15 protein-coding genes are annotated in these 14,120 nt (G+C 67.4%); 2 read left to right on the top strand and 13 right to left on the bottom strand.

The annotated features are described in order from the left end of the window. Positions 1-27 precede the first annotated feature (27 nt). Together G5V65_RS00670 and G5V65_RS00665 are read right to left on the bottom strand one after the other, a co-directional pair. Positions 28-966 (bottom strand): HpcH/HpaI aldolase/citrate lyase family protein, encoded by a 939-nt coding sequence (locus G5V65_RS00670; protein WP_165046495.1) that lies wholly within the window; start codon positions 964-966, stop codon positions 28-30. A 15-nt stretch (positions 967-981) separates the two neighbouring features. After that, complete coding sequence (locus G5V65_RS00665) at positions 982-2,202, bottom strand: pyridoxal-phosphate-dependent aminotransferase family protein (protein WP_165046494.1); 1,221 nt, start codon at positions 2,200-2,202, stop codon at positions 982-984. A gap of 146 nt (positions 2,203-2,348) precedes the next feature. Here G5V65_RS00665 and G5V65_RS00660 point away from each other — a divergent pair, with 146 nt between their 5' ends. Next, a complete protein-coding gene (locus G5V65_RS00660; RefSeq protein WP_165046493.1) occupies positions 2,349-3,746 on the top strand; it encodes a helix-turn-helix domain-containing protein in 1,398 nt (465 codons plus the stop codon). Between the two features lie 117 nt (positions 3,747-3,863). Here G5V65_RS00660 and G5V65_RS00655 read toward each other — a convergent pair whose 3' ends face one another. The 4 genes from G5V65_RS00655 to G5V65_RS00640 are packed head-to-tail and all read right to left on the bottom strand — an operon-like array spanning position 3,864 to position 6,803. Further along, positions 3,864-4,466 carry an MSMEG_1061 family FMN-dependent PPOX-type flavoprotein gene (locus G5V65_RS00655; protein WP_165046492.1) on the bottom strand — a complete coding sequence of 201 codons (603 nt, stop codon included), beginning with the start codon at positions 4,464-4,466 and terminating at the stop codon, positions 3,864-3,866. A 35-nt stretch (positions 4,467-4,501) separates the two neighbouring features. Next, positions 4,502-5,242, bottom strand: coding sequence for a lysophospholipid acyltransferase family protein (locus G5V65_RS00650; RefSeq protein ID WP_165046491.1), 741 nt, complete (start codon positions 5,240-5,242; stop codon positions 4,502-4,504). Continuing rightward, complete coding sequence (locus G5V65_RS00645) at positions 5,239-6,132, bottom strand: cell division protein FtsX (protein WP_165046810.1); 894 nt, start codon at positions 6,130-6,132, stop codon at positions 5,239-5,241. Before G5V65_RS00645 ends, G5V65_RS00650 begins: the two co-directional genes overlap by 4 nt. Beyond that, a complete protein-coding gene (locus tag G5V65_RS00640; RefSeq protein ID WP_165046490.1) occupies positions 6,132-6,803 on the bottom strand; it encodes an ATP-binding cassette domain-containing protein in 672 nt (223 codons plus the stop codon). The genes G5V65_RS00645 and G5V65_RS00640 overlap by 1 nt, the downstream gene beginning before the upstream one ends. 166 nt (positions 6,804-6,969) lie before the next feature. Between G5V65_RS00640 and G5V65_RS00635 the strand changes: the two genes are divergently transcribed. Continuing rightward, positions 6,970-7,815, top strand: a complete 846-nt coding sequence (locus tag G5V65_RS00635) for a zinc-ribbon domain-containing protein (RefSeq protein ID WP_165046489.1) — start codon at positions 6,970-6,972, stop codon at positions 7,813-7,815. 38 nt (positions 7,816-7,853) lie between these two features. Here G5V65_RS00635 and G5V65_RS00630 read toward each other — a convergent pair whose 3' ends face one another. The 7 genes from G5V65_RS00630 to argH all read right to left on the bottom strand — a co-directional run bounded on the left by G5V65_RS00630 (position 7,854) and on the right by argH (position 14,120). After that, positions 7,854-10,349 (bottom strand): DUF4175 domain-containing protein, encoded by a 2,496-nt coding sequence (locus tag G5V65_RS00630; RefSeq protein ID WP_165046488.1) that lies wholly within the window; start codon positions 10,347-10,349, stop codon positions 7,854-7,856. Between the two features lie 43 nt (positions 10,350-10,392). After that, positions 10,393-11,658 carry a diaminopimelate decarboxylase gene (lysA, locus tag G5V65_RS00625; RefSeq protein ID WP_165046487.1) on the bottom strand — a complete coding sequence of 422 codons (1,266 nt, stop codon included), beginning with the start codon at positions 11,656-11,658 and terminating at the stop codon, positions 10,393-10,395. 164 nt (positions 11,659-11,822) lie between these two features. Next, positions 11,823-12,134 (bottom strand): DUF2834 domain-containing protein, encoded by a 312-nt coding sequence (locus tag G5V65_RS00620; protein ID WP_165046486.1) that lies wholly within the window; start codon positions 12,132-12,134, stop codon positions 11,823-11,825. Further along, the gene (locus G5V65_RS00615) at positions 12,134-12,277 is read right to left on the bottom strand and encodes an argininosuccinate lyase (protein WP_165046485.1); all 144 of its coding nucleotides are present in this window, start codon (positions 12,275-12,277) and stop codon (positions 12,134-12,136) included. The genes G5V65_RS00620 and G5V65_RS00615 overlap by 1 nt, the downstream gene beginning before the upstream one ends. 25 nt (positions 12,278-12,302) lie before the next feature. Next, the gene (locus G5V65_RS00610) at positions 12,303-12,476 is read right to left on the bottom strand and encodes a hypothetical protein (RefSeq protein WP_165046484.1); all 174 of its coding nucleotides are present in this window, start codon (positions 12,474-12,476) and stop codon (positions 12,303-12,305) included. Continuing rightward, a complete protein-coding gene (locus G5V65_RS00605; RefSeq protein WP_165046483.1) occupies positions 12,473-12,658 on the bottom strand; it encodes a hypothetical protein in 186 nt (61 codons plus the stop codon). Before G5V65_RS00605 ends, G5V65_RS00610 begins: the two co-directional genes overlap by 4 nt. 58 nt (positions 12,659-12,716) lie before the next feature. Further along, positions 12,717-14,120 (bottom strand): argininosuccinate lyase, encoded by a 1,404-nt coding sequence (gene argH / locus G5V65_RS00600; protein ID WP_165046482.1) that lies wholly within the window; start codon positions 14,118-14,120, stop codon positions 12,717-12,719.

The raw sequence follows: 14,120 nt of genomic DNA, 5'->3' as shown, positions 1-14,120 counted from the left end.
TATTCCTCCCTGGAGTCCGCTGGGCCGTTACTTGGCGGCAATCGCCTCGGCGATCACCAGCACGTTGTTCGCCATCTTTTCGGATGCGGCGTCGATCATCTTGCCATCAAGGCTGGCCGCGCCCTTGCCCTGGGATTCTGCGATCCGCAGTTCCTCGATGATGCGGCGGGCCTTTGTCACCTCGGCATCTGTGGGGCTGAAAACTTCGTTCGCCATGGAAACCTGGCTGGGGTGGATCGCCCATTTCCCTTCACATCCCAGGGCGGCGGCGCGGCGGGCGCCTTCCTTGTAGCCTTCGGGATCGGAGAAATCGCCGAAGGGGCCGTCGATGGCGCGCAGGCCATAGGCGCGGCAGGCGATGACCATGCGGCTGATGGCGGCGTGCCACTGGTCGCCGGGGTAATGCGGGTTCAACCCGCCGATATTGGTGGTGCGGGCGCGCATCGAGGCGGCGTAGTCGGCCACGCCGAAATGCAGCGCCTCAAGCCGGCCGCCGAATTGCGCGATGGATTCGACGTTGGCCATGCCGAGCGCGGTTTCGATCAGGGCTTCAAGGCCGACGCGGGTGGTATAGCCCTTGCCCTGTTCGATCTGGTTCACCATCGCCTCGACCATATAGAGGTCGTCGCGGACGCCCACCTTGGGGACCAGCAGCGTATGCACGCGGCTGCCTGCCTGTTCCATCACATCGACCACGTCGCGATACATGTAATGGGTATCGAGGCCGTTGATGCGGACGGAAACCGTCTTGCCCTTGGCGGCCCAGTCGATGTCATTCAGCGCCTGGATCGCGTTCTTCCGGGCCTGTTCCTTTTCCGGGGGGGCGACCGCGTCTTCGAGGTCGAGGAAGACGTAATCGGCGGGGCCTTCGGCGGCCTTGTCGATCATCGTGGGGTTTGACGCCGGGACAGCGAGTTCCGATCGCTGCAGGCGTTGGCGCCGCAGCGGGTAAAGCGTGTGGGACATGGTTTCCTCTGGGTGTTATTCGGCGGCGATGCGGGCGGCGGCGCGGGTGCTGCGCTGCACGGCGCGGGCGGCGGGTTCGGCATAGATTTCCTGCGCGGCGGCGACGCCCGATCCGAAGCGGATCTGCGCGCCCGCGGCGGCGAGGCAAAGCTCGGCCAGCGAGATGGCGGAAAGGCACATGCCTTCGTTCAGATCGCCCAGATGGCCGATGCGGAAGACCTTGCCGTTCAGCGGGCCGAGGCCGGCGCCGAAGGAACAGTTGTAGCGATCATAGGCGATGCGGATCACGTCGCGGGCATCCACGCCCTGCGGCACGCGGATCGCGCTGACCGTGTCGGAGTAGAGCGAGGGGTGTTCGGCGGCGAGGTCCATCCCCCAGGCGGCAACCGCATTGCGCACACCCGAGGCGAGGCGGCGGTGGCGGGCGAAGATGTTCTCCATCCCTTCGTCCAGCATCCGGTCCAGCGCGCGGCGCAGGCCGTGGAACAGCGGCACGGGCGGGGTATAGGGGAAATAGCCGGTGGCATTGGCGCGGGCCATGTCGGTGAAATCGAAATAGGCGCGGCGCATCTTCGCGCCTTCCGCCGCCGCCATCGCCTTGGCCGAGACGCCCAGCATCCCCAGACCCGCGGGCAGCATGAAGCCCTTCTGGCTGCCGGTGACGGCCAGATCGACGCCCCATTCATCCATGCGGAAGTCGATGGAGCCGATGGAGGAGACGCCATCGACGAACAGCAGCGCATCGTGGAACGACTCGTCCAGCGCGCGGCGGACAAGCGCCACGTCCGAGGTGACGCCGGTCGCAGTTTCGTTATGCGTCACGAAGACGGCCTTGATCTTGCCATGGCGATCATTGCCCAGGATGCGGGCGAATTCATTGGCGGGCGCGCCGGCCCCCCAGGCGAGATCGACGATCTCCACATCGAGGCCCAGCTTCACCGCCATGTCGGCCCAGAGCAGCGAGAACTGCCCGTGCCGCGCCATCAGCACCTTGTCGCCGGGGTTCAGCGTGTTGGTGATCGCCGCTTCCCAGCAGCCGGTGCCGGAACCGGGGAACATCATCACGGTGCCGGTTTCGGTTTTGAAAACCTTTTTCAGATCGGCGAAGAGGCCCAACGTCAGGTCGCCGAAATCCGGGGCGCGGTGATCCTGCATCGGCACGATCATGGCCTGGCGCACGGCCTCGGGCACATTGGTGGGGCCGGGGATGTAAAGGTGCTGCGTTCCGGTTTTCATGGCGTCCTCCCGTTCATTGATCCTTCCATGCCACCGGGGCGGGCTTGTGCAAAATGAAAGCGCGTCCTGCTGTGAATGCGAGAATTTACAGAGTGTGAATAATGTAATATTGTAAAGATGACGAAACCCAAATTGTGTGCGGCGGTATGCAGAAGACGTTCATCGGGCCGCATATGCGGCGGTTGCGGCTGGAGCGGGGCGAGACGCAGGGCCAGATGGCCAAGGCGCTGGGCATCAGCCCTTCCTATGTCAACCTGCTGGAAAACAACGAAAGATCGGTCTCCGTCTCGGTCCTTTTGCGGATGTTCGAGGTTTATGGCGTCGACTGGCGCGAGATCGCGGAAGAGGATGGCACCAGCCAGCTGGCCGATCTGCGGGCGGTGATGCAGGACCCGCTTTTCGCCGAGGTGAAGCCCGACCTTACACAATTGCGCGCCTCGATGGTGCATGCGCCTGGGCTGGTGCAGGCCTTTCTGCGGCTGCACAGCGCCTATCAGGCGGCGACGGATCAGCTTTTGTCACTGACCGAGGGCGAGGCGCCGCAGATCCTGGCCACGCCCGAGGCGGCGGTTCACAACGAGTTCCGCAAGCACCGGAATCACTTTCGCGATCTGGAAGAGGCGGCCGAGGGGTTCTGGGCGGGCGCGACGGTGGAGCCGGACGAGACCTATGTCGCCCTGAAGCGCCGCCTGCGCGAGGGGGTGGGGGTGACGGTGCGCCTCGTGCGGGTGGAGGATCTGCCCGGCACGCTGCGGCAATATGACGAGGCGCGGCGCGAGATCCTGCTGTCCGAGGCGCTGGATCACACCAACCGCATCTTCCAGCTGGTGCATATGTGCGGATTGCTGGAACAGCGCGCGCTTCTGGACAATCTGGCGGCGCGGTCGGGGATCACCGATCCGCGCGGGGTGGCGCGGCTGCGGGTGGAACTGGCCAACTATTTCGCGGCGGCCGTGCTGATGCCCTATGATGCCTTCCTGGCCGAGGCGCGGGCGACGAAATACGATCTGGACCATATCGCCACGCGCTTTGGCGTGTCATTCGAACAGGCCTGCCATCGCGCGACGACGCTGCAGCGCGAAGGGGCGCAGGGGGTGCCCTTCTTCTTCATGCGCATCGACAAGGGCGGCAACGTGACCAAGCGGTTCAACGCGACGGGGTTCCATCTGGCCGAACATGGCGGGGCCTGCCCGCGGCTGGATGTGCATACATCCTTCCGCACGCCGGGGCGGATCGTGCCGCAATTCGTGGAAATGCCGGATCGGTCGCAGTTCTTTGTCTTTGCCCGCACGGTGGACCGCCCGACATGGGCGCGCCATGCGCAGGACAACCGTCTGGCCGTGGCGATGGGCTGCGCCATCGAACATGCCGCCGAGATCGGCTATGCCGAGGCGTTTTCCGTGACCGGCGCGCGGATGACGCCGGTGGGCATCAACTGCCGCATCTGCCCGCGATCGGGCTGCGACCAGCGGGCCTATCAGGCGGTGGTCCTGTCGCAGCCGGTGGATGAAAAGCGCCGGGGCGCGACCCGGTTCGAGGTGTAGCGCAAGCCCCCCCTCCCCGACCCTCCCCCCGTTCCGGGGGAGGGAGTGGCTCCCCTCTCCGCAGGGCGGGGAGGGGTTGGGGGAGGGGTGGGTTTGTTCGGCGCGGAGCGGTGGGGGCTACCAGATCGACCCGGCGCGTTTCGCCGAGGCTGTGTCATATTCCGTGGCGTCGATCCCGCCCGCCGTGGCATCCGCCAGCATCTGGCCCGTTGTCGGCAGGCCTGCCGACTGGTCCCCTGCCGTCCAGAGCCCCGCCCGCACCACGGCGCGGGCGCATTGGGAATAGACCTCGGCCACCGAAATGACGATCACCGTGCGCGGCAGCACCCCGTTCCTGTCGAAGCTTGCGCGCAGGGCGGGATCCGCGGTCAGCGCGGCGGTGCCGTTGACGCGCATCAGGTTCTTCCAGCCCGGGATCAGGAAACACAGGCTGACCCGCCCGTCGCGGACGATGTTGCGCAGGCTGTCGATCCGTTCATTGCCCTTCCAGTCGGGCAGGGCGAGGGTGCGGTCATCCAGCACGGTGACGACTGGGCCGTCATCGCCGCGCGGGCTGCCATCGGTGCCTTCGGGGCCGACGGTCGTGAGGATGCAGAACCGGCTGCGCTCCAGCACTGCGCGATAGCTGGGGATCAGGCGATCCACGACCTTGCGCAGGGCGGGATCGGCCGGGGTGCCGTAAAGGGCGTGCAGCGCCTCGAGCGTGGTGATGCGGTCCATTCCGGTTCCTCCGCTTGCGCCTGTCGGGCGCGGTGTCAGGCGGGCCTGGGATAGGTAAAGCCCGCCTCGGCCATCAGCGCGTCAGAGGCGGTTTCGATCACGCGTTCCACCTCGGCCATGAAATCGGCGACAGAGCGGCCGGGCTGGATGGCGGGCAGGAATTCCACCACCGCCAGCCCCGGCTTGCGATAGATGCCGTGGCGCGGCCAGAACACGCCCACATTGGTGGCCGCCGGGATGCAGGGCTGCTGCATCTGCTGATAAAGCAGGCCGGTTCCCACCTTGTAGGGCAGGGGCGCGCCGGGGGCCACGCGGGTGCCCTGCGGATAGATGATCAGCTGGCCCGGAATGCGCGCGCCTTCGGCGACGGCCTTGCGCATCTCGGCAATCGCGCGGCCCTTCTTGCCGCGATCGACCGGGATGCAGCCGATCCGCCAGGCGTAGAAGCCCAGAAGCGGCGTCCAGCGCAGTTCCTTTTTCATGATGAATTTCGGGCGCGGCACGACCGAGCAGATCAGGATGATGTCGAAGAAGCTTTGGTGTTTCGAGGCGATCAGCACCTCGCCCACCGGCACTGTCCCGCGGATTTCCGAGCGCAGGCCCACCATCCAGCGCGCCGTCAGCCGCACCCAGCGGCAATAGGCATGGATCCCGGCCCAGGCCCCGTTGCGGCTGATCAGGGCATAGGGGCCATAGGCCAGCGCGAAGACAAGCATGGCAAGATACATCTGTCCGATGAACAGAAGCGATATCAGCCAGCGCAATGCATAGGTCATGGCAGTTCCCGAAGCTTTCTGAACGCGGCGGCGCGTGTGGCAAGCAGCGCCACCGCCGCAGCGATCGGGGGTAGCAGAAGCGGCAGCAGCCATCCAGCCCCCTGAAAGCCGAGCCCCGTCAGGAAACCGCCCGCCTCGTCCACCGGGGGCAGCAGGGCCACGCCGATCAGCCCCGCCAGCGCCCCGATGCCCGATCCGGCCAGCGCGCGCAGGGTGAAGCGGCGCACGAAGGCGGCGGCGATGTAATCGTCCTGCGCGCCCACGATCCGCAGCACGCGGATCACCTGCGCATTGGCGGCAAGCGAGGCATTGGCGGCCAGCGTGATCATCGCGGCCATCGTCGCCCCGATCAGCAGGAGCGACAGCCCCCCCAGCAGATTGAGCCGCGCCGCCGCCGTGGCCAGCGGGCGGCGCCAGCGGCTGTGATCGTCCAGCACGGCGCCCGGGGCCTCGGCCATCAGGCGCTGGCGCAGGCCTTCGCCATCATAGCCTTCGGGGGCCTCTGTCACCTCGATCAGTTGCGGGAGCGGCAGGGCATCGAGCGGCAGGTCGGGGCCGAACCAGGGCGCGAGAAGGGCCTTCTGTTCATCGGGCGTCAGGGCGCGGGCGCTTGCGATGCCGGGGGTGGTGGACAGCACTGCGAGGACGGCGGCGGTCTGGATTTCCATCTGTTCGGCCGGGGCCGAGATGCGCACGGTGGCCGTGCGGGCCAGCGCATCGGCCCAGCGATCTGCCAGCCGCCCCGAGGCCAGCGACAGCGCCAGCGCGAAGACGGCGAGGAAGGTCATCGCCCCGGCGGTGAAGCCCGTGAGCCAGGCGGAATGGCCCGAGGGCGGAACCACGCGGTCGGCCTGCCGGTCGGGGGTGACGAGAAGGCGCAGGCGACGGATCACAGGTCGGCCCCCGCAAGCTGGATACGGCGGTTGCGGATGCGCAGCACGCGGGCGGCGACCTGGTTCTTGGCGGTGCGGATCAGGTTCAGGTCATGGGTGGCGACAAGGATCGTCTTGCCCATCTTGTTCAACTCCACCAGCAGCGTCAGAAGGCGCAGCGACATCTCCCAGTCGAGGTTGCCGGTGGGTTCATCGGCGAGGATCACATCCGGCCCCATGATCACCGCCCGCGCCAGCGCGGCGCGCTGCCTTTCGCCGCCCGAAAGCTGCGGCGGCAGGGCATCGCCCAACTGGCCCAGGCCCACCCATTGCAGGAGATCCGTCAGATCGCGCGGATCGCCTGTCCGGCCCGACACCATCAGCGGCATGGCGACATTGGCCGCCAGCGGCAGGTGATCGAGGAATTGCACATCCTGATGCACCACGCCGATGCGGCGGCGGGTCAGGGCCACATCATCGCGCGTCAGGCCGCGCACCTCGCGGTCGAAGATCGTGACGCGGCCTGCGGTGGGCAGAAGCTCGGCATAGGCGAGCTTGAGGAAGGTGGTCTTGCCCGCGCCGGAGGGGCCGGTGAGGAAGTGGAAGGAGCCCGGCGCAAGGCGCAGGCTGACTTCGGAAAGAAGTTCTCCTCCGCCATAATTGTAGGCGACATTGTCGAACGCGATCACTTGTGTTTCACAGCCCCTTGCTTGCAGGGGCAGCATTGCCCAAGGTGGAGACGGTTGCAATCGGGGGCGGGTGCCGGTTGTGGACCTTGCAGGATGGTGTAATCCTGCGGTGACGGTCGCGGGGGATGGTGTGTCTGCGGCCGAAGGGGAATTGGGGAAGTAGCGAATGCGGCTGATCTGTCCGAATTGCGAGGCCGAGTACGAGGTGGACGACGCGGCGATCCCCGATATGGGGCGCGATGTCCAATGTTCCAATTGCGGACATGCCTGGTTCCAACTGCCGCCCGAGATCGAGCTTGCCCTGGAGCAGGAGGATGAACTGTTCGGGGGCGAAGGGGCCATGGCCGATCCCGTGATCCCGGACGAGCAGGACGCGGAGCTGCCTGCGCCTGCCCCCGCGGCCGAGGCCCCCCGTCGCAGCGTGGATGAGAACCTTCTGGCAATCCTGCGCGAAGAGGCCGAACGCGAGGCCGCCGCCCGCAAGGCCGAAGCGGCCCCGATCGAGACGCAGCCGGATCTGGGCCTGCCGCCCGCATCGGCGGCCCCTGCCGCCACGGCGGCAACAGCGGCAACAGCGGCGGCAGCCGGGGCGGGGATGGGTGCGGTCGCCCGGCGGATCGCGCAGTTGAAGGGGATTGATCCCGATGCGCCGCCCGCCGTGCCGCCCAAGCCGCCCGCGCGGCGCGATCTTCTGCCCGACATCGAGGAGATCAATTCCTCGCTCAAGGCCGAAAGCCCGCAGGACGGGGAGGAAAGATCCGATGACCAGATCGCGACCGACAATGCGCGCGGCTTTCGCCGGGGCTTTGCGGTGGCGATGGTGATCGCGGTGATCGGGCTGGCCGCCTATGTTTCCGCCCCCCGGATCGCGGCGATGGTGCCTGCGCTGGACGGGCCGGTTCAGGCCTATGTCGGGGCGGTGGATGCGGCGCGGCTGTGGCTGGATGCCACGATGCGCGCGGCGACAGAGTCCCTGCGTGGCCTGTCGAGCCAGGAGACCAGCGGCAGCTGATCCGGCCCCCGGCCCGGCCCGGCGTCGGGCCTTTGCGTTCAGAACATATCCAGCAGGCGGCGCAGGTAATCGCGTTCGCCTTCGGGGCGGGCCTGATCGCCCGAGCGGCGGCGGATTTCATCCAGCAGATCCTGCGCGCGGCGATAGACATCCTCGCCCTGAAGCATGTTCCTGTCCGATCCGATGCGGGCGGAATTGCCGGGTTCGCGGCCCAGCGGATCGCGCTGGCCATTGGGATCGGCCTGGCCGAATTCCTGCCCCTGTTCGGCATTGCCCTGCTGCTGCTGGTTTTCGGCCAGCGCCTCGCCGAATTGCTGCATCCCGTCGCGCATGGCTTCCATCGCCTCGGCCTGGCGGTCCAGCGCGCCGGGCAGATCGCCGTTGCGCAGCGCCTCTTCGGCCTCTTCCATGGCGCGGCCCGCGCGATCCAGCTGGCGGCGGCCTTCCTCGCCGCGTTCGGTGCCATCGCCGGGCAGGGGGTTGCCCTGCAACTGGCCCAGCCTGTCGCGCAGCTCCTGCTGGCGTTCGGCAAGGCTGCGGCCCTGACCTTCGCCCTCGCCCTCGCCTTCGCCCTGCTGCTGGCCGGGGCGCTGGCCTTCATTGCCTTCCTCGCCATCCTGCAGATCGCGGAAGGCCTCGTCCGACAGGCCCTGCTGGCCACGCAGCGTATCCTGCAAGTCGCGCATCGCCTGCTGGCCGGGGCCACCCTGGCCCTGACCCTGCCCCTCGCCCTGGACGACCTGCATGTTCTCCATCAGCTGGCGCAGCATTTCCATCAGTTCCTGCGCCTCGGCCATGCGGCCCTCTTCCATCAGGCGCTGCAATTCCTCCAGCATCTGCTGAAGCTGGTCGCCCGACATCTGCATGCCTTCCATGTTCTGGGAAAGCTGGCTGTCGGGGTTGCGCTCGGCCTCTTCGGCCAGTTCGCGCATGTAGTCGTTCAGGGCCTGACGCAGCTCCTGCATCAATTCGTCGATCTCGCCCTGTTCGGCGCCGTTGCGGATCGCCTCATCCAGCCGGTCCTGCGCGCGGCGCAGGCGTTCCATGGCCGATGCCAGATCGCCCTCTTCCACCAGAAGCGCGATTTCCCACAATTCGGCGGCGGTGGCATCGCGCGCCTCGGGCGAGAGGCTGGCCTTCTGCGCATCGAGATCGCGCATCAGCACGCGCAGGCGCAGATAGGCGCGTTCGTTGCGGATCAGGTCTTCGGGGCGATGGGTGACGGCCTTCAGGATCTGCGCCGTCCGGGGGGCATTGGCGCGGTTCCACAGAAGATCGCGCCGCATCTCGATCAGGGCGGCGGCCAGCGGATCGAAGAAGCGCCGCCCGGGCAGGATCAGATGCACGGGGTCTGCCACGCCCTGCTGGCCCGCTGCATCGGTGACGGAAAAGCGCATGGTCACGGGCAGGTTGGCGAAGGGATGTTCGGACAGGTCGTCGATCAGGGTTTCGGTGAAGTCGGCGCGGTTGCCCGTCATCGGCATGGGCAGATCCAGCACCACCGCCTCGCGCGGTTCGGGATCCATCGTCAGGCCGTAGCTGCGTTCGACGGCATCCAGATCCAGCGCGATGGAGACCTGCCCCGCGGCGATGCCGTAATCGTCGCGCGCCGAGAAATCCATGGTGAAGCGGCCATCGCCTTCGCGCGCGGCGCTGTCGCCCGGGGTGACGGTGGGGGCCAGGTCGGGCAGGACGGACAGCGTCCATGTCCGCCCGCCGGGGCCCGCGATGGCCACCTCGCCCGCGCGGTTCAGGGTGAAGTCATGCACGGTTTCCGATGCGGCCGGAACATCGGTGCGGCCCGAGACGGTTTCGGCCAGCGTCATATCGCCCACCTCGCCGTAAAGGCGGAATTGCAGGCGGGTGCCTGCGGGCAGTTCCAGCCGCCCCTCGGCAATGTCGTTCATGTAGAGCGAGGGCTTGCCGGTATGGGCGGGGGGCTGCGCCCAGCCTTCCCAGGCGGGACCGGCGGCCAGTTCGTTGCCCGCGCCGGGGGCCAGCGCCTGGACCGAGGCGACGCGCCAGATCGACCCGAAGAGCAGCGCCATGACGAAGGCCGTCAGCGCGACATAGCGCAGGGCATAGGGATCGCGCCGGGAAAGTTTCAGATCCGGCTCCACCGCGCGGGCCTTTGCGGCGCGGGCGGCCATGCGGGCGCGATGCGCCTGCCAGACGGCCAGCGAGGCGGGATCGTCGCCGCCGATGGCCTGGCTATCGGTCAGCGCGGCGATGGGCTGGCCCGGCAGGCGGGAATCCAGCCGGATCAGCGCCTCAGCCCGGCTGGGGGCGCGAAAGCCGCGCAGGCCGCGCCACAGCGTCCAGACCAGGGCCAGTGCCAGGCCGACAAGGGCGGCCCAGGCCGCCTCGAGCGGGAGATGATCTTGCAGCCCGAAGGCCGCCGCCGACAGGCCCGTCAGCACCACCGTCCAGAGCGGCCAGAAGGCCCGCGTCAGCCGTTCCGCCCACATCCCCAGCAGCGTCAGGCGCAGGGGGCGGGACAGGGCCGCAAGCGGGGTGTCGGTCTTCACTGCCATCCGTTCGGGAATCGCCTTTGCCGCTGATCGCGGCCAAGCCGCCCTACAACCATGCCGGAATGGTATCGCGGTTCAGGATTTCGTCAAAGGACGGTCTTTCCCGGATGACGGCGAAGTGATCCCCCTTCACCAGCACCTCGGGCACCAGCGGGCGGGAATTGTATTCCGAGGCCATCACCGCACCATAGGCTCCGGCCGAGCGGAAGGCGACAAGGTCGCCCTCGGCCACCAGCGGCAGGTCGCGGCCCTTGGCGAAGGTATCGCCCGTCTCGCAGACCGGGCCCACCACATCGAAGGGCCGGGTCGGGGCGCCGGGCGGGGCCTCGATCACGGGGACGATATCGTGATGCGCGCCATACATCGACGGGCGCGCAAGATCGTTCATCGCGGCGTCGAGGATCAGGAAATCCCGCCCCTCGCCGCTTTTCACATAGATCACCCCGGCAACCAGCAATCCGGCATTGCCGGAAATCAGGCGGCCCGGTTCGATTTCCACCTCGCAGCCCAGATCGCCCACCGTGCGCTTGATCAGCGCGCCGTAATCGGTGGGCAGGGGCGGGGCCTCGTTCGAACGCGTGTAGGGAATGCCAAGCCCGCCGCCCAGATCGAGACGGCGGATGTCATGCCCCTCGGCGCGCAGGCGATGCGTGAGGTCGGCCACCTTGAGATAGGCCTGTTCGAAGGGTTCCAGCTCGGTCAGCTGGCTGCCGATATGGACGTCGATTCCCACCACTTCGATCCCCGGCAGGGATGCGGCCTCGGCATAGACCTCGGGCGCGCGGGCGATGGGGATGCCGAACTTGTTGTCCTTCTTGCCGGTGGCGATCTTCTCATGGGTGCGGGCGTCCACATCCGGGTTGACGCGGATGGTGATGGGCGCGGTCACGCCCAGCGACACGGCCACCTCGGACAGGGCGCGCAGTTCGGGTTCGCTTTCCACGTTGAACTGCCGGATGCCGCCGGTCAGCGCCAGCCGCATCTCTTCGCGCGTCTTGCCGACGCCCGAGAAGACGATCCTATCCCCCGGCACGCCTGCCGCGCGGGCGCGGCGGTATTCCCCGCCCGAGACGACATCCATCCCGGCGCCCAGGTCGCCCAGCAGTTTCAGCACCGCCACATTGGACAGCGACTTGATCGCAAAGCAGACCATATGCGGCAGGGGCGACAGCGCCTCGGTGAAGAGGTGGTAATGCCGGGTCAGGGTGGCCGCGGAATAGACATAGAAAGGCGTGCCGACCGAGGCCGCGATATCAGGGAGCGCCACGTCTTCGGCATGCAGGATGCCGTTGCGGTAAAGGAAATGGTCCATCCGGTGGCCCCTGCGGAAATGGCTGTCCAGCCGCTGCTATAGCAGACCCTCCATGGCGCGCAATTCGCGAGGGGGACGAAAAATTTTCAGTGAAAATTTTTCGTGATGCTCTGCCGAGGCAGAGCAGGGCAAGATTTTTCGGTGAAAAATCTTTTGCGCGGGCCTCAGCCCGCGCGGCGCAGGAAAAGGTAGAGCGGAAGGCCGCAGCTGACGCCGATGCAGAAGGTGGCGGGAATGGCGATCAGGCCCGCCCAATGCCTGCGGCCAAGGCATTCCGCCAGGATCCAGGCTGTCAGGGTGACGGCGGCGATGGTCAGATCCCATGTCAGCCCGGTGGTCGAGGCATTGACATACCAGGCGTCGATCAGGCCCGAAAGGCCGGTGCCGGTTTCGGCCATGTAGGTGACGAACCAGTACATGGGATGGATCGCCCCCCAGATCGCCAGGGCCAGCCAGAGCATGCGGAGCGGGGCCATCAGTTGCCCCCCGTGACACCAACCTGAACCTGCCCGGTGGCGGCAAGCCCGGTGGCGGCGGCCTGCGAAGGGGCCACGGGCGGGCCATCCGCGCCGCAGCCGGCCAGAAGGGCAAGGGTGGCAAGGGTGAAGAGGGGTTTCATGCAGCAGCGACCTTTTTCCTGAAATCTACGGGGCATAGCTGATCCGGCCACCGCCGAGCCCGGCCGAGACAGAGGGGCTGACGCTCAACCCGTCCGGGCCGAGACTTAGCCCGGCATTCAGCCGCGGCGAGGAGCAGGCCGACAGCGTGGCGCAGAGACAGGCGAGCATAAGCAGGCGCGGCGGCGGGAAGGGCATCATCGGTTCATCCTGTGCAGCGGATCGGTGATGGTAACCCCGAGGACCGGATGTCGCTGGTTCAGATCGGTGCCGAAGCTTGCGTCATCCGACAGCGGGATGGCCAGGACGGGAAGGCGGGTTTCGCCACAGGCGGCAAGCGTCAGCAGGCAGGGAAGCAGGAGGCGGGGCCGAAGCGGGATCATGGCCGCGATCCTAGCCCCCGGCGCGGGCCCTGTCACCTGCGGGGCGCACGGCGGAAGGTCAGGCCAGCCTGTCACGCCAGGCCGCGACCTGCGCGCGCACCTGATCCGGGGCCGTGCCGCCATAGGACCGGCGCGAGCGGACCGAATTCTCGACCCCCAGCACATCGAAGACATCGGCCCTGATACCCGCATGGACGCCTTGCATGTCGGCCAGCGTCAGATCCGGCAGGTCGCAGCCCCGTTTCTCGGCCATGGCGACCAGGGTGCCGGTCACATGATGCGCCTCGCGGAAGGGCAGGCCCAGTTCCCGCACCAGCCAATCGGCAAGGTCCGTCGCGGTGGAAAAGCCCGAGGCGGCGGCCTGCGCCAGGACCGCGCGGTTCGCGGTCATGTCCGAGACCATCCCCGTCATCGCGGCGAGCGCCAGCATCAGCGTATCGGCGGCGTCGAAGACCTGTTCCTTGTCTTCCTGCATGTCCTTGGAATAGGTCAGCGCCAGCCCCTTCATCACGGTGAAGAGCGCCACCGTCGCCCCCATGATCCGCCCCAGCTTCGCCCGCAGCAACTCTGCCGCGTCGGGGTTCTTCTTCTGCGGCATGATGCTGCTGCCCGTGGTCCAGCGATCCGACAGCCGCACGAAGCGGAACTGGGCCGAGGACCAGATCACCAGCTCTTCCGCAAAGCGCGACAGGTGCATGGCGCAGATGCTGCTGGCGGCAAGGAATTCCAGCGCGAAGTCGCGGTCGCTGACACTGTCGAGCGAATTGGCCGTGGGCCTGTCGAAGCCCAGCGCGCTGGCCGTCATGTGGCGGTCGATGGGGAAGGAGGTGCCTGCCAGCGCCGCAGCACCCAGGGGGCATTCGTTCATCCGCGCGCGGGCATCCATGAAGCGGCCCCGGTCGCGCGACAGCATTTCCACATAGGCCATCATGTGATGGCCCCATGTCACCGGCTGCGCCGTCTGCAGATGGGTGAAGCCCGGCATGACCCAATCCGCCCCGGCCTCGGCCTGGGCAAGGAAGGCGCGGATCAGCGACTCGAGCCCCGCAATCGCGGCATCGCACTGGTCGCGCACCCAGAGACGGAAATCCACCGCCACCTGATCGTTGCGCGACCGGGCGGTGTGCAGGCGCCCTGCCGGTTCGCCGATGATCTCTTTCAGGCGGGCTTCCACGTTCATGTGGATGTCTTCAAGTTCGGTGCGGAAGGGGAAGACGCCCGTTTCAATCTCTGACAAGACCGTGAGCAGCCCTTCCCCGATCGCCTCGGCGTCTTTATTCGTCAGGATGCCTGTGGCGGCGAGCATCGCCGCATGGGCGCGCGAGCCTGCGATATCCTGCGCGTAAAGCCGTTTGTCGAAGCCGATGGAGGCGTTGATCGCCGTCATGATGGCATCCGGACCTTCGGCAAAGCGCCCGCCCCACATCTGGTTGGCGGTTCTGGTGTCGGGGGTAGCGGACAT

Source organism: Paragemmobacter kunshanensis (assembly GCF_011059185.1).
Lineage (GTDB): Bacteria > Pseudomonadota > Alphaproteobacteria > Rhodobacterales > Rhodobacteraceae > Paragemmobacter > Paragemmobacter kunshanensis.
The sequence above is the reverse complement of the archived record's forward strand: the minus strand, read 5'-3'. Positions and strand labels throughout refer to the sequence as shown.

Coding starts and splice junctions, on each gene's coding strand:
- G5V65_RS00670 (WP_165046495.1), bottom strand. CDS start 966: ATGTCCCACACGCTTTACCCGCTGCGGCGCCAACGCCTGCAGCGATCG.
- G5V65_RS00665 (WP_165046494.1), bottom strand. CDS start 2,202: ATGAAAACCGGAACGCAGCACCTTTACATCCCCGGCCCCACCAATGTG.
- G5V65_RS00660 (WP_165046493.1), top strand. CDS start 2,349: ATGCAGAAGACGTTCATCGGGCCGCATATGCGGCGGTTGCGGCTGGAG.
- G5V65_RS00655 (WP_165046492.1), bottom strand. CDS start 4,466: ATGGACCGCATCACCACGCTCGAGGCGCTGCACGCCCTTTACGGCACC.
- G5V65_RS00650 (WP_165046491.1), bottom strand. CDS start 5,242: ATGACCTATGCATTGCGCTGGCTGATATCGCTTCTGTTCATCGGACAG.
- G5V65_RS00635 (WP_165046489.1), top strand. CDS start 6,970: ATGCGGCTGATCTGTCCGAATTGCGAGGCCGAGTACGAGGTGGACGAC.
- G5V65_RS00630 (WP_165046488.1), bottom strand. CDS start 10,349: ATGGCAGTGAAGACCGACACCCCGCTTGCGGCCCTGTCCCGCCCCCTG.
- lysA (WP_165046487.1), bottom strand. CDS start 11,658: ATGGACCATTTCCTTTACCGCAACGGCATCCTGCATGCCGAAGACGTG.
- G5V65_RS00620 (WP_165046486.1), bottom strand. CDS start 12,134: ATGGCCCCGCTCCGCATGCTCTGGCTGGCCCTGGCGATCTGGGGGGCG.
- G5V65_RS00615 (WP_165046485.1), bottom strand. CDS start 12,277: ATGAAACCCCTCTTCACCCTTGCCACCCTTGCCCTTCTGGCCGGCTGC.
- G5V65_RS00610 (WP_165046484.1), bottom strand. CDS start 12,476: ATGATGCCCTTCCCGCCGCCGCGCCTGCTTATGCTCGCCTGTCTCTGC.
- G5V65_RS00605 (WP_165046483.1), bottom strand. CDS start 12,658: ATGATCCCGCTTCGGCCCCGCCTCCTGCTTCCCTGCCTGCTGACGCTT.
- argH (WP_165046482.1), bottom strand. CDS start 14,120: ATGTCCGCTACCCCCGACACCAGAACCGCCAACCAGATGTGGGGCGGG.